The organism is Novosphingobium jiangmenense (genome assembly GCF_015694345.1).
Lineage (GTDB): Bacteria > Pseudomonadota > Alphaproteobacteria > Sphingomonadales > Sphingomonadaceae > Novosphingobium > Novosphingobium jiangmenense.
In genome coordinates, this window is sequence record NZ_JADQDC010000005.1 from 191,800 (window position 1) to 205,409 (window position 13,610).

General features: G+C 65.3%; 11 protein-coding genes. 5 read left to right on the forward strand and 6 right to left on the reverse strand.

Annotation, left to right across the window (positions count from 1 at the left end):
- Nucleotides 1-207 precede the first annotated feature (207 nt).
- Both I2488_RS09640 and I2488_RS09645 read left to right on the forward strand, forming a co-directional pair.
- On the forward strand, nt 208-1,527 hold the full coding sequence (locus I2488_RS09640) for a phosphotransferase (protein ID WP_196275581.1): 1,320 nt from the start codon (nt 208-210) through the stop codon (nt 1,525-1,527).
- Nucleotides 1,527-2,828, forward strand: coding sequence for an acyl-CoA dehydrogenase family protein (locus tag I2488_RS09645; RefSeq protein WP_196275582.1), 1,302 nt, complete (start codon nt 1,527-1,529; stop codon nt 2,826-2,828). Before I2488_RS09640 ends, I2488_RS09645 begins: the two co-directional genes overlap by 1 nt.
- Before the next feature lie 54 nt (nt 2,829-2,882).
- On the opposite strand, the gene metK is transcribed toward I2488_RS09645, so the two are convergent.
- The 6 genes from metK to hisS all read right to left on the reverse strand — a co-directional run bounded on the left by metK (nt 2,883) and on the right by hisS (nt 10,262).
- The gene (metK, locus tag I2488_RS09650) at nt 2,883-4,094 is read right to left on the reverse strand and encodes a methionine adenosyltransferase (protein WP_196275583.1); all 1,212 of its coding nucleotides are present in this window, start codon (nt 4,092-4,094) and stop codon (nt 2,883-2,885) included.
- A gap of 72 nt (nt 4,095-4,166) precedes the next feature.
- On the reverse strand, nt 4,167-5,747 hold the full coding sequence (gene lnt / locus I2488_RS09655) for an apolipoprotein N-acyltransferase (RefSeq protein ID WP_196275584.1): 1,581 nt from the start codon (nt 5,745-5,747) through the stop codon (nt 4,167-4,169).
- Nucleotides 5,748-5,809: 62 nt separating this feature from the next.
- A complete protein-coding gene (locus I2488_RS09660; RefSeq protein ID WP_343071026.1) occupies nt 5,810-6,766 on the reverse strand; it encodes a DUF4167 domain-containing protein in 957 nt (318 codons plus the stop codon).
- A gap of 196 nt (nt 6,767-6,962) precedes the next feature.
- Entirely contained in the window at nt 6,963-7,829 is an 867-nt protein-coding gene (gene prmC, locus I2488_RS09665; RefSeq protein ID WP_196275585.1) for a peptide chain release factor N(5)-glutamine methyltransferase, read from the reverse strand.
- Nucleotides 7,830-7,838: 9 nt separating this feature from the next.
- Nucleotides 7,839-8,903: a peptide chain release factor 1 gene (prfA, locus tag I2488_RS09670; RefSeq protein ID WP_196275586.1), complete on the reverse strand. Its 1,065-nt coding sequence runs from the start codon at nt 8,901-8,903 to the stop codon at nt 7,839-7,841.
- Nucleotides 8,904-10,262 carry a histidine--tRNA ligase gene (hisS, locus tag I2488_RS09675; RefSeq protein ID WP_196275587.1) on the reverse strand — a complete coding sequence of 453 codons (1,359 nt, stop codon included), beginning with the start codon at nt 10,260-10,262 and terminating at the stop codon, nt 8,904-8,906.
- 101 nt (nt 10,263-10,363) lie between these two features.
- On the opposite strand from hisS, the gene I2488_RS09680 reads away from it, so the two are divergent.
- From I2488_RS09680 to ppa, 3 genes are all read left to right on the forward strand, one after another.
- The gene (locus tag I2488_RS09680; RefSeq protein ID WP_196275588.1) at nt 10,364-12,322 is read left to right on the forward strand and encodes a M61 family metallopeptidase; all 1,959 of its coding nucleotides are present in this window, start codon (nt 10,364-10,366) and stop codon (nt 12,320-12,322) included.
- Between the two features lie 4 nt (nt 12,323-12,326).
- Nucleotides 12,327-12,977, forward strand: a complete 651-nt coding sequence (locus I2488_RS09685; protein WP_196275589.1) for a DUF1345 domain-containing protein — start codon at nt 12,327-12,329, stop codon at nt 12,975-12,977.
- A gap of 87 nt (nt 12,978-13,064) precedes the next feature.
- The gene (gene ppa / locus I2488_RS09690; RefSeq protein WP_196275590.1) at nt 13,065-13,601 is read left to right on the forward strand and encodes an inorganic diphosphatase; all 537 of its coding nucleotides are present in this window, start codon (nt 13,065-13,067) and stop codon (nt 13,599-13,601) included.
- Nucleotides 13,602-13,610 lie beyond the last annotated feature (9 nt).

The following is a 13,610-nucleotide window of genomic DNA, read 5'->3' on the forward strand; positions in this document are numbered from 1 at the left end:
TACCCCGACCCCGGTTTATCCGTCTTTAACAAAGTAACGCATTGCGATTCACAGGCAAAGTGCCTTTCGGACCATCTCGGCGCACGCCTTGCGCGGATGGGCGCAAGTGCCGGGAACCAAATTCCGCCAGCGATTCGCACTGGACTTTAATCGATCGGTTAAGGATAGTGCCATTCGATCGGCAACGAAGCCGACGATGGAGAGGCGATGGAAAGGCTGCTCGAAGCGGTCATGGCGCGGGCGGGACATGTGGGCCGGATCTCGGACCTGCAACGGCTGTCTGGCGGCGCCAACATGGAATCCTGGGCTTTCGCCTGTGGCGGTGGCCGGTTCGTGCTGCGCCGTGCACCCTCGGCCGAATGGATCGCCGCACGCCCGCTTGGCATGGACGGCGAGGCGGAACTGATCAGGCAGGCCCATGCCGCCGGGGTAAGAGCGCCGGAAGTCGTCGCCGAACTGGTGCCTTCAGACGGGCTCGGCATCGGCTTCGTCATGGGTTGCCTGCCGGGCACGGCCGATCCCGAAGTCGCGCTGTCGTCACCCCCGCAACTCGCTTCCGATCTGGCAACGGCCATGGCTGGTATCCACGCCTTGGCACCAGACAAACTGACTTTCCTGCCGAAGCTTGACCCGGCGCAGGGCGTGGAGGGCCTTGCCCGCCAGTTCGAGGAAGCAGGCGGAGACCGTCCGGCGATAGCGCTCGGCCTGGCCTGGCTGCGCAGCAACCTCCCTCCCCCAGCTCCGCCGGTTGTCGTCCACGGCGATTTCCGCATCGGCAACCTGATGGTCCATGAGGGCCGCCTGTCCGGCGTGCTCGACTGGGAACTGGCGCACCTCGGTGATGGGCATGAAGACCTTGCCTATGGCTGCATGACCGTCTGGCGATTCGGCAGGCTCGACCGCCAAGGCTTCGGGCTGACCGACGTCGATACTCTGGCGCGTGCATACCAGGACGCCGGCGGCGAACCGTTTGACCCCGCCCGATTCCGCTTCTGGCTGGTCTATCGCACCGTGTGGTGGGCGCTCGGCTGCCTGTCGATGGGGCAATCGTGGCGGAGCGGGACAGACCGCTCGCTCGAGCGGGTTGTCGTTGCGCGGCGCTGTGCCGAACAGGAACTCGACCTGCTGCTCCTGCTGGAATACGAAGCGCCCGAGGCGGAACGGCAGCGCCCGGTTCCATCGACATCGCAGCCCGCCCGCGAAAGCAAGGGCGAGCCCGAGGCGGCTGAAATACTGACGGCAGTTTCCGAATGGCTCGCCGCCACGGTCAAGGACAAGCTCTCCGGGCGGGAGCGCTGGGAGCTTGCCGTTGCCCAGAACGCCTTGGGCATCGTGCGACGCGAGCTGGCCGGCCGCGCCGACCCTGCGGACAAGGCCCTTGCCGAGGACATCCTTGCCGGACGCCAGTCGCTCCGGACGGAGGGCCTCCTCGCCACGCTGCGCGCCCGAACCTTGTCCACCCTTTCCGCCGACATGCCCAAGTACCCGGCGCTCGGCCCCGCCCGCGCTCTCTGGAGCCAAGCCTGATGGACTTCGACCTTCCCCAAGACCTCGTCGCCTACCTCGCCGAACTCGATGCCTTCATCGAAGCCGAGATCAAGCCGCTCGAACAGGCGGACGACAACATCCGCTTCTTCGACCATCGCCGTGAATGGGCGCGCACCGATTTCGACAACGGCGGGTTGCCGCGCCACGAATGGGAGGCGCTGCTCGTCGAAGCCACCCGCCGCGCCGACGCCGCCGGACACTGGCGCTTTTCCGCACCCAAGAAGTATGGCGGCAAGGATGGCAAGAACCTGTGGATGGCGGTGATCCGCGACCACTTCGCCGCCAAGGGGCTGGGGCTGCACAACGATCTGCAGAACGAACACTCGATCGTCGGCAACTTCCCGTTCGTGAACATGTTCGAGCATTTCGGCACGCCCGAACAGCAGGACGAGTTCATCAACGGCGGCTTTGCCCGCACCCGCCGCACCGCATTCGGCCTGACCGAGCCCAACCACGGCTCGGACGCCACACACATGGAAACCCGCGCCGTGCCGGAAACGCGCGATGGCGTGCCCGGCTGGCGCATCGATGGCGAGAAGATGTGGACCACCGGCATGCATGTGGCGACCCACTGCGCCACCTTCGCCCGCACCAGCGGTGCGGATGGCGACGCGCGCGGCATCACCTGCTTCCTCGTGCCCAACCCCACGGAGGGCCTCGTCATCGAGGAATACCTGTGGACCTTCAACATGCCGACCGACCACCCGCGCGTGTCGTTCACCAACGTCTGGGTACCCGAGAGCGCGATCCTCGGCCCGGTCGGCGGCGGCCTCGCCATTGCGCAGAGCTTCGTCCACCAGAACCGCATCCGGCAGGCGGCTTCATCGCTCGGCGCGGCGACGTTCTGCGTCGAGGAATCGGTGCGCTATGCGCGGGAACGCAAGCCGTTCGGCGAGGAACTGGCGCGCAACCAGGCGATCCAGTTCCCGCTCGTCGAACTCGCCACGCAGTGCGAGATGCTGCGCCTGCTGATCCGCAAGACCGCCTGGGACATGGACCGCCTCGAAGCCGAGGAAGGTGGCCACAAGCGCATCGAGCGCGAACTGTCGGACAAGGTCTCGATGTGCAATTACTGGGCGAACCGGCTGGTCTGCGAAGCCGCCGACCGCGCCATGCAGGTTCACGGCGGCATCGGCTATTCGCGTCACAAGCCGTTCGAGCACATCTTCCGCCACCATCGCCGCTACCGCATCACCGAGGGCGCAGAAGAGATCCAGATGCGGAAAGTGGGCGCCTTCCTGTTCGGCTATCTCGGGCCGAGGAAGGGCATGTTCGGATAAGGGGATGTTCGGTTGGGCGGGGGAACCGTCAGCGGCTCCCCCGTCTCCGAAAGTTCAGGCCAGTGCGGCCTTGAGATCGTCGACCAGGTCGGTGCGCTCCCACGGGAAGAAGTCGCCTTCCGCCTTGCGACCGAAGTGGCCATAGGCCGCAGTCGGCTGGTAGATCGGCTTGTTGAGGCCGAGGTGCGTGCGGATCGAACGCGGGGTCAGACCGCCGAGCTTGGCGATGCCGAGGATCGCCTGTTCGATCTTGTCGTCGCCGACGGTGCCGGTGTCATGGGTGTCGACATAGAGCGACAGCGGCTTCGACACGCCGATGGCATAGGCGATCTGGATCGTGCAGCGCGTGGCGAGGCCTGCGGCAACCACGTTCTTGGCAAGATAGCGGGTGATATAGGCCGCCGAACGGTCAACCTTCGTCGGGTCCTTGCCCGAGAACGCGCCGCCGCCATGCGGAGCTGCGCCGCCGTAGGTGTCGACGATGATCTTGCGACCGGTCAGGCCAGCGTCGCCATCCGGGCCGCCGATCTCGAAGCTGCCGGTCGGGTTGATGAAGTATTCGGTCTCGCGCAGCAGCACCGGCGGGATCACGTCGGCGATCACGCCCTTCACGTAGGCTTCGAGTTCGGCCTGCTTGGCCGGATCGTTCTCGTCATAGCCGGCCTTGTGCTGGGTCGACACCACGATCGCGGTGGCAGCGACCGGCAGCGAGCCTTCATAGCGCAGCGTGACCTGGCTCTTGGCGTCCGGCTCGAGGAACGGCGCCGCGCCGGAGTGGCGGTCGGCGGCCATGCGCTCGAGAATCTTGTGGCTGTAGTAGAGCGTGGCGGGCATCAGGCCCGGCGTCTCGTCGGTGGCGTAACCGAACATGATGCCCTGGTCGCCCGCGCCTTCGTCCTTGTTCTCGCCGGCATCGACGCCCTGCGCGATGTGGGCCGACTGGCCGTGCAGGCGGTTGATGAATTCGAACTTCTCCCAGTGGAAGCCGTCCTGCGCATAGCCGATGCGCTTGACCGTCTCGCGCACGGTCTTCTCGATCTCGTCCTGCGCGCCCGGCGCCCATTCACCGTTCTCGTAGACGCCCTTGCAACGGATTTCGCCGGCAAGGACGACAAGCTGCGTCGTGGTCAGCGTTTCGCAGGCGATGCGTGCTTCGGGGTCCTTCGAGAGGAACAGGTCGACAATGGCGTCGCTGATCTGGTCGGAAACCTTGTCCGGATGGCCTTCGGAAACGGATTCGGAAGTGAACAGGTAATCGGTGCGCATCGGGAGTCCTATGCCAAGAGGGCCTGTGCTGTGAGACAAGCGATATAAAGAAAGCTTTATGTCCCTTCCCGCTTAGCGTTTCCGCGTAGCACTTGCAACCAGCGCAACAAAAAGAAGCACTACTGCCCACAAAAGGGCGAGCATGTTCCCGGTGCGCGCGAACAGGGTCGGCGCGTGCGCTGGTGGCACCTTGCCGTCGATCCGCCCTGCCCGATGCTGTGGTACCAACTGGCGCACGACGCCATCGGCATCGACCACGGCGCTGATCCCGGTGGTGGTCGCACGCAGGACCGGAAGCCCCTCCTCGATCGCGCGCATCCGCGCTTGGGCAAGGTGCTGCGGCGGCCCCCACGCACCGAACCAGCCATCGTTCGAGGGGTTGAACAGGTAATCCGGCCGGTGCGTCCGATCGACGACCTGGCCCGAGAAGATGATCTCGTAGCAGATCTGCACCCCCGCCTTGCCATAGCTGCCGAGATCGAGCGTGCGCGGGCCGGGCCCTGCGAAGAAATCGAGACTGCCCGCGACCAGCCGGGACAGTCCCAGCGGTTCGAGCACCGATCGCATCGGCAGGTACTCGCCATAGGGAACCAGATGCGCCTTGGCATAGGAACCGCGGATCGTGCCCGACGAATCCAGCGCGGTCACGACGTTCCATGCGCCGGTCACCTTCCGCCCCTCAACCGCCAGATCTGTTGACCCGGTCAGCAGCAGTCCGCCGCTTCCAGTCACGCGTCCCAGCCGCTCGCGCGCCAGCACCGGGTCTCCGGCATAGGTCGTCTCGTCGTACCAGAACTGCGCATAGCCCTCGCGCAGGAAGTCGGGCACCCCGCTTTCGGGCCAGAGCAGCAGCCGCTTCTCGCCCGGCTTGCGGGCCAGCGACAGCTGCGCCGTCTTCTGGAACTGGTTCTCGAAATTGGCGGGATCGTTGAGCAGGTCCTGCCGCACGTCGGGCTGGACCAGCGTGAACGGCAAAGTGCCTTCCAGCCGTTCGCCATGCAGCGGCAGGATCATCAGCAGGGCCGGTCCCAGAGCATATGCGCCCGATGCCCATTTCTGCCCGCACCGCCAGGCACGCAGCGCGAACAGCCACCACCCGGCCAGCACCACGACCAGGCCCGAAAGCGCATAAGTCCCGGTCCACTGCGCTGCCAGCGCCAGCCCCGGCCGGTCAAACCCGCCCAGCGTGACCATCCCCAGCGGGTTCCAGGCAAACCCGGTGAACACCCACGAGCGCAGCCACTCGGCCACGATCCACGCCGCCGCAAAGGCGGGCAGCAGCATCGCCCGGCGGGTATTGGCCAACCACCAGCCACCCCAGGTCGCCAGTGCCGGAAATACCGCGAGATAGAGCGCGAGAAGGAATACCGCGATCCAGCCGAGCCATGTCGGCATTTCCGCCTGATAGGTGAATGCCGTGGCGATCCAGCCGTTGCCGACGGTGAAATGCCCTACCCCGAACAGCCATCCGGCAAGCAGCGCCTGCCGCCAGGCCTTCACCACATGCAGGCGGTGGATCAGGTACGCGAAGGCCGCAAGCGTCAGCGGCCACAGGCCCAAAGGCTGAAAGCCGCAGGCGGCAAGGCCACCGGCGGCAATCGTCAGCAAGCTGTCACGGGACGGAAGGCGGGAAGAATGGCGGGGGGCTGTCATGCCTCCCTGCTATGGGGTGCGCCGGGAGAGACCGCAAGCAGCCTCCCCCAGAGCGCCGGAATTCAGCCTTCTGCGGCCTCGGTCGCTTCGGCAACCGGAGTCTTGCGCGGACGTCCGCGTTTCTTGGGCGCCGGCGCTGCAGCTTCCTCGGCCACCGGCTCGACGGCAGGGCCGGGCTCGGCATCAGCCTTGGCGCTGATCGAGGGTGGCAGGAACGACGCATCGAGCGTGGCGGGCGCCTCGTCGGCCTCCACCTTGGCTCCACGCGGGCGACGCTCGGTGCGCGGACGCAGTCCACGCGAAGCGCGGGTCACGAACGGATTGTCGTTGGCATCGGCAATCGGCTCGCCCTCGATGGCCGGAACGCCTTCGCCGGGCAGAGCCTCGGCAACCGGAGCCTCGGCTTCTGCATCGCGATTGCGGTTGCGATCAAAGCGGCGGTTGCCATCACGACGGCCTTCACCGCGCTCGGCCCGATCCTCGCGCTGGCGCTCCTCACGGGGACGATCCTCGCGGGGCCGCTCGTCACGCTGGCGGTCTTCGCGATCACGGCGACCTTCATAGCGGTCACCACGCTCCTGACGCTCGCCGCGCTCCTGGCGCTCACCACGATCTTGGCGATCTTCGCGGTCCTCACGCTCACGCCGCGTCGAGACCGGGCGGTCGAACGCCGGGAAATCACCCTCGACGCTGAAATCGTCGGTGCCTTCTTCCGAATCCTGATCCTGCCAGCGCTCGCCGCCGTTCTGGCGGGCGCGCTGCTCTTCCTGGCGGAGACGGGTATCGGCGATCACGCGGAAATAGTGGTCGGCGAACTGGAGGTAGTATTCGGCCTGCACGCGGTCACCATTCAGGTGGGCGTCCTGCGCGAGCTTGCGATACTTCTCCAGCATCTGGGGGGCATTGCCCCGCGCACGGCTGTCGATCCGGTTGAGCTGCTGACCACCGTTCTGGGGACGACCGTTGTTGCCCCGACCGCGACGGCGGTTGTTACCACGATTGTTATTCAACTCAGGCACTTCCTTAAATGGGGCGGCCTCTCGTAAAGCTTGAGCAACCCGTAATGCCGCGCAACCCTCCGCCACCGGCTCGCGTCGTGCGAATCGGGGTTCCCAGCATCTGCGCTCGTCCCGGCCCATCTGGCCGATATTCCCTGCAAATGGTGGATTTGGCCGGGACGGGAAGCCTTCGTCCGTCCCCTGCCTGAAAACACAATTAGTGAGCCGCAGGTCCCTTGCCAAGAGGAATATTGGGAATCTGCGCCATTTCGACCGCCCTTTTTCGCCCGGCAAGGTCGACATGAACCCGCGTCGTCATACCTGCAGCGCGCGCGATGTCCGAAACGGCATCCGCCTGCGTCCAGCCGATTTCGACGATTGCCACGCCCCGCTCGCTCAGCAAGCCGGGCAATTGCGGCACGAGAATGCGGTAGTCATCAAGGCCTTCCGGCCCCGAAAACAGCGCAGAAGCAGGCTCATGCTCGCGCACCGAGGCATCGAGTTCCGCGTCTGCCTCGACATAGGGCGGATTGGACAGCACCAGATCGAACGTGCCCAATCCCTGCGCCCAACCGGCCCGGGTCCAGTCACCTTCCAGAACCCGTGCGGTCGGCGCATGACGCAGTGCATTCGCCCTCGCGACTGCCAAGGCCTCGGACGATCGCTCGATAGCAACGCCCTCGGCTTCCGGCCAGAGCGACAAGGCCGCCAGCAGCAGCGCTCCGGAACCCGTCCCCAGATCGAGAACGCGTGCCGGTGCCGCCTTGCCCGCAAAAGCCTCGCGCGCCGCCTCGACCAGCGCCTCGGTATCCCCGCGCGGGATCAGCACGGCAGGGCTTACGGCGAGTTCGAGTCCGTAAAACTCGGCACTGCCGGTGATGTAGGCGACCGGTTCATGGCCCATCCGCCGCTCGACCAGTGCAGCGAAGCCATCGGGCACTGGCGCGGCCATAAGCCGCAGCAGCAAGTCCGTGCGCGAACAGCCAAGCGCGTGCGCCATCAGCACTTCGGCATCGAGCCGCGCCGTGTCAGACGTGGCCGACAGCCGATCGGCCGCAGCGCGAAGGGCCTCGCCGACTTTCACTGGCAGAGGTCACGCATCCATCGCCGCCAGCCGCTTGGCCTGATCCTCGGCAATCAGCGCGTCGATCAGTTCGGCAAGGCCCGGCCCTTCAAGAATCTCGGGCAGGCGGTGCAGGGTCAGGTTGATACGATGGTCGGTCACGCGGCCTTGGGGGAAGTTGTAGGTACGGATGCGTTCGGAGCGGTCGCCCGACCCGACCATCGCCTTGCGCGCTTCGGCCTCCTCGCCCTGCGCGGCATCGCGCTGCGCTTCGAACAGGCGGGCGCGCAGGACCTGCATCGCCTTGTCCTTGTTCTTGTGCTGGCTGCGCCCGTCCTGACAGGTGACGACGGTGCCCGTCGGCAAGTGGGTAATGCGCACGGCGGAATCGGTCGTGTTCACGTGCTGCCCGCCCGCGCCGCTGGCCCGGTAGACGTCGATCTTGAGGTCCTTGTCCTCGATCCTCACGTCCACTTCGTCCGGCTCGGGCAGGACGGCAACAGTGGCCGCAGAGGTATGAATTCGCCCCCCGCTCTCGGTCACCGGCACGCGCTGCACGCGGTGAACGCCGCTTTCGAACTTGAGCTTCGCGAAGACGCCGCTGCCGGTGACGTTGGCGACGACTTCCTTGTAGCCGCCCAGATCGTTGGCGTTGACCGAGACCACTTCCACGCGCCAGCCCTGCTCGGCGGCATAGCGTTCGTACATGCGGAACAGGTCCGCCGCGAACAGCGCCGCCTCGTCACCGCCGGTGCCAGCGCGAATTTCCAGCATGGCCGGGCGGCTGTCCGCCGCATCGCGCGGCAGCATGGCGATGGCGAGCCGATGCTCGGCCTCGGGCAACTCGGCATTGATCCGCCGCAGTTCCTCGTCGGCCAGTTCGCGCATGTCGGGATCATCAAGCGCGGCAAGGCCGACGAGTTCGGCGCGCATATCCGCAATCTCGCGGGCGACGCGGGCGACCGGTTCCAGCTCGGCATAGTCACGGCTGGCCGCAATGAACTCCGCGCCTTCCAGCGTGCCCGATGCCAACCGCGCTTCGAGTTCAGCGAAGCGGTTTGCGATCTGGGCGAGGCGGGCTTCGGAAACGCTCACTCAACGACGCTCGCGCAAAATGCCGTCCAGCCAGTACCCTTCAAGTGCACGATCCATGCGGACGATTTCGAAGTTTTCTTCCAACACCTTGAAGATGAGGTCTCGATATTCGATTGGAGCTGCTTGAAAAGAGTCAGGCTGATTAACAACGACGTGGTGCCCCAGCCGTTCTGGGATTCCTTCCTCTGCAGATCGCCTGATAACTAATCGCGCCCGTGAGCCGTTCTTTTTTGCGATCTCAAAGCGACGCTTGGCGTTACCACGGAACGCAATATCGGTGTTGATCCCAGCACGACGCAGCAGCGCTGCGATCTTATTGGCAAGAACCTCGTCTTCGGCACGATCAGGTATGACCGTGAGCAAAGGGTGATCTGCACCAAATGCTTCCGAGTCGCTCACCAGCATCGCCAGCCGCTCGATCCCCGCCGCCCAGCCGACCGCCGGGGTCGCCGCACCACCGAGAGCTTCCATCAGCCCATCGTAGCGCCCGCCGCCGAGCACGGTCCCCTGCGCACCCAGCCGATCAGTGACGAATTCGAAGGCAGTGTGGCGGTAGTAGTCGAGGCCACGCACAAGCGATTCTGAACGTTCGTACTTGACCCCTGCGGCTTCCAAACCGCTCTTCACTTTGGTGAAAAAGTCCTGCGCCTCCTCGCTCAGGAAATCGTCGATCTTCGGCGCCTCGGCCGTGAACACCTTGTCGCGCGGGTCCTTGCTGTCGAGGATGCGCAAGGGGTTGCGTTCGAGGCGGTCCTGCGAATCCTCGGACAGATCGCCCTTCACCGCGCGGAAGTAATCGACGAGCGCGGCGCGCCATGCTTCGCGGCTTTCGGCATCGCCCAGCGTATTGAGCTGCAACGTCACCCCCTCGGCGATGCCCAGTTCCTTGAGCAATTGATCAGCCATTACAAGCAGTTCCACATCCGCCTGCGGCTCGCCCGCGCCGATGATCTCGGCGTCGATCTGGTGGAACTGGCGGTAGCGGCCCTTCTGCGGCCGTTCATAGCGGAACAGCGGGCCGTGCGTCGCAACCTTCAGCGGCGCGTACTGCTGCCAGCCGTCGGTAATGAAGGCCCGCGCGATGCCGGCGGTGAATTCGGGCCGCAGCGTCAGCGATTCCCCGCCGCGATCCTCGAACGAGTACATTTCCTTCGAGACCACGTCGGTCGTCTCGCCCAGCGAGCGGCTGAAAACCGCCGTCTTTTCAAACACCGGCATTTCGACGCGGCGGAAGCGGTAGAGCTTGCGCACGCGCTCGAAGGTCTCGACGACGAAGGCAAAGGCCTCGGCATCGGGGCCGAAGATGTCCTGGGTGCCACGGATAGCGCTCGGCGTCTTTGGGGGTGTCTGCGTGCTCATGGGCGCGCGATTAGCCCGAAAGTGCGAAAACGGAAAGCACTCACAAAAAGGCGAACGAGACTGGTTGCGGATGCGACTTCTTCGGGCCATGAACATGCGCCATGAAGACAAAGCTCGCGGTCGCCCCGCTCCTCCTCGCCCTTTCCGTGTCAACTCAGGCGTTTGCGGCCAACTCTGCACCGATGGCCGTGCCCATCCAGCAGACCGTTCCGGACGCGCAGGACGTCGCCTATCCCGGCACGATGACGCTCGATATCGACGCGACCGACGTGGCGCGCGGCGACTACAAGGTGACGCAGACTATCCCGGTCGCCTCGGGCGCGAAGGAACTGATCCTGCTCTATCCGCAGTGGCTGCCCGGCAACCACGGCCCGCGCGGTCCCTTGGCCGAGCTGGTCGGCGTGCAGTTCTTCGTCGATGGCAAGCCGGTGGAGTGGAAGCGTGACCGGGTCGAGGTCTATGCCTTCCATGTCATGCTGCCCGCTGGCGCGAAGGAAGTCGTCGCCAAGCTGATCCACACCTCGCCGCTGCAGAGCTCCGAGGGCCGCATCACGATGACGCCCGAGATGCTCAACCTGCAGTGGGAGAAGATGAGCCTCTATCCCGCAGGCCACTACGTCCGCCGCATCCGCGTGAAGCCCACCGTCACCCTGCCGCAAGGCTGGACGCCCGCCACGGCGCTCGACGGCATGAGCATGAGCGGCAACCGCGTGACCTGGGCCGAAACCGACTACGAAACGCTGGTCGATTCGCCGATCTTCGCCGGCAAGTACTTCAGGAAGTGGGACTTGGGGCAGAACGTCACGCTCAACGTCGTGGCGGACAAGGCCGAGCAGCTCGAAGCCAAGCCCGAGCACATCGCCGCCCACAGCGCGCTGGTGCAGGAAGCGCGGCTGGCATTCGGGGCCAACCACTTCGATCACTACGAATTCCTCCTGGCCCTGTCCGACAAGATCGGCGGCATCGGCCTTGAGCATCACCGCTCGAGCGAGAACCAGCTCGAGCCCGAGGCCTTCACCGAGTGGGCCAAGCAGGAGTGGGATCGCAACCTCCTGCCACACGAATACTCGCACTCGTGGTCGGGCAAGTTCCGCCGCCCGGCGCGCCTGTGGACGCCCGACTATCGCCAGCCGATGCAGGGCGACCTGCTGTGGACCTATGAGGGTCAGGACCAGTTCTGGGGCGCGGTGCTGGCCGCGCGTTCGGGCATGCAGGGCAAGGACATGGTACTGGGCATGCTGGCGGCATGGGCCGGTGGCTTTACCCAGCAGCCGGGGCGCGAGTGGCGCTCGGTCGAGGATACGGGCTTCGATCCGGTCTTCGCCTCGCGCAAGCCCAAGCCCTATTCCTCGCTCGCCCGCAACGAGGACTACTACACCGAAGGCGCGCTGGTCTGGCTCGAAATCGACCAGATCCTGCGCGAAGGCACCGGCGGCAAGAAGTCGATCGACGACTTCGCCAAGGCGTTTTTCGGCATGAATCCGGGCGACTACGGCCAGATCCCGTTCGAGGTGGACGAGATCGTGACCAAGCTCAACGCGCTCTACCCCTATGACTGGGCCAAGCTGATCGACACCCGCATCAACCAGCCGGGCCAGCCCGCGCCGCTGAACGGGATCGAGAAGGGCGGCTACAAGCTGGTCTGGAAGGAAGAGCCCAACCCCTACATGAAGGCGGCGTTCGACTTCGGAAAGAGCCTGAGCCTTGCCAACTCGATCGGCATCTCGCTCGACAAGGACGGCAAGGTCACCGGCACGCGCTGGGACAGCCCGGCCTTCAACGCCGGAATCGTGACCGGAACGCAGATCATGGCAATCAATGGCACGGCCTACAGCGCCGATGACATGAAGAAGGCGATCACTGCGGCAAAGGGTGACAAGGGCGCCCTGCTTGAGCTGCTCGTCAAGCGCGGCAGCCGGTTCGAGACCATCAAGCTCGATTACAAGGATGGCCTGCGTTATCCGTGGCTCGAACGGGTGGCCCCGGGCAAGGCGCCGACCGGGCTCGACCTGCTGCTGACGCCACAGCGTCCGGGCGCGGCAGCTGCAAAGAAGAAGTGATCGCATGAAAGGTGGCGGCGCAACGCTGGGCAACCGGCTGGCGCCGCCGCGCTTCGTGCTGTTCCTGGTCCTGCTGACAGGAGGCTTCTTCGGCTTCCTGCACCTTTCGCCCGACGCGGGCCTCGCCGATGCGGCAGCGATGGGTTTCGACCTTGCGGCAGCGGCCTTCCTGCTCTCGCTGCTGCCGCTGCTGCGGGGCGGGACGGTTGCCAACATGCGCCAGCAAGCCGCCGCCAACGATGCCAACCGCGTGCTGGTGCTGGCCATCACCACGATCGTGACAATGGTCGTGCTTGCCGCGATTTCCGGCGAATTGCCAAAGGCTTCGGCGGGCAGCCACGAGGCGATGGTCAAGCTCGTCGGCACGCTGCTGCTGACCTGGCTCTTCGCCAACACGGTCTACGCGCTGCATTACGCCCACCTCTACTATTCCAGCCGCGATGGGGCAGATGCCGGAGGGATCGACTTTCCCGGCACGAAGACGCCGGACTACCTGGACTTCGCCTATTTCAGCTTCACGCTGGGCATGACCTTCCAGACCTCGGACACGCAGATCACCGCTCGCGCGATCCGCCGCATCGCCACGCTGCATTCCTTCGCGGCGTTTGTGTTCAACATCGGGGTGATCGCATTCACCATCAATGCGCTGGGGTAGGCGTTTCGCCATAAGTCTTGTTGCGGCGCACAAGCGGCTTCGCTAGGGGCGGCGCATTCTCTCCACCCTACAAGAACGGGGCCACAGATGCGCATCGACATGATTCCCACCGGTGACAATCCGCCGGAAAGCCTCAACGTGATCATCGAAGTTCCCGTCGGCGGCGAACCCGTGAAGTACGAGTTCGACAAGGCCTCGGGCGCCTTGTTCGTCGACCGTATCCTGCACACGCCGATGCGCTACCCGGCGAACTACGGCTTCGTGCCACACACCCTCTCGCCCGATGGTGACCCGCTTGACGCGCTGGTGATCGCACGCTCGCCCTTCGTCGCAGGCTCGGTGGTCCGCGCTCGCCCGATCGCTGTCCTCAACCTCGAGGACGAGCATGGCGGCGACGAAAAGCTGGTCTGCGTGCCGGTCGATTCGACCTTCCCGTACTATTCGGACGTGAAGGAGCGCGACGACCTCCCCGAGATCGTGCTGCAGCAGATCGAGCACTTCTTCACCCACTACAAGGACCTGGAGAAGGACAAGTGGGTCCGCGTCGGCACCTGGGGCGGTGCAGAAGACGCCAAGCGCATCACGATCGAGGCGATCGAGCGCGCCAAGTCGGCCAAGGGCTGACCGAAATTC

Bases quoted from the DNA above. Each gene is read 5' to 3' on its own strand.
- I2488_RS09640 (WP_196275581.1), top strand. From the start codon at position 208: ATGGAAAGGCTGCTCGAAGCGGTCATGGCGCGGGCGGGACATGTGGGC.
- I2488_RS09645 (WP_196275582.1), top strand. From the start codon at position 1,527: ATGGACTTCGACCTTCCCCAAGACCTCGTCGCCTACCTCGCCGAACTC.
- metK (WP_196275583.1), bottom strand. From the start codon at position 4,094: ATGCGCACCGATTACCTGTTCACTTCCGAATCCGTTTCCGAAGGCCAT.
- lnt (WP_196275584.1), bottom strand. From the start codon at position 5,747: ATGACAGCCCCCCGCCATTCTTCCCGCCTTCCGTCCCGTGACAGCTTG.
- hisS (WP_196275587.1), bottom strand. From the start codon at position 10,262: ATGAGCACGCAGACACCCCCAAAGACGCCGAGCGCTATCCGTGGCACC.
- I2488_RS09680 (WP_196275588.1), top strand. From the start codon at position 10,364: ATGAAGACAAAGCTCGCGGTCGCCCCGCTCCTCCTCGCCCTTTCCGTG.
- I2488_RS09685 (WP_196275589.1), top strand. From the start codon at position 12,327: ATGAAAGGTGGCGGCGCAACGCTGGGCAACCGGCTGGCGCCGCCGCGC.
- ppa (WP_196275590.1), top strand. From the start codon at position 13,065: ATGCGCATCGACATGATTCCCACCGGTGACAATCCGCCGGAAAGCCTC.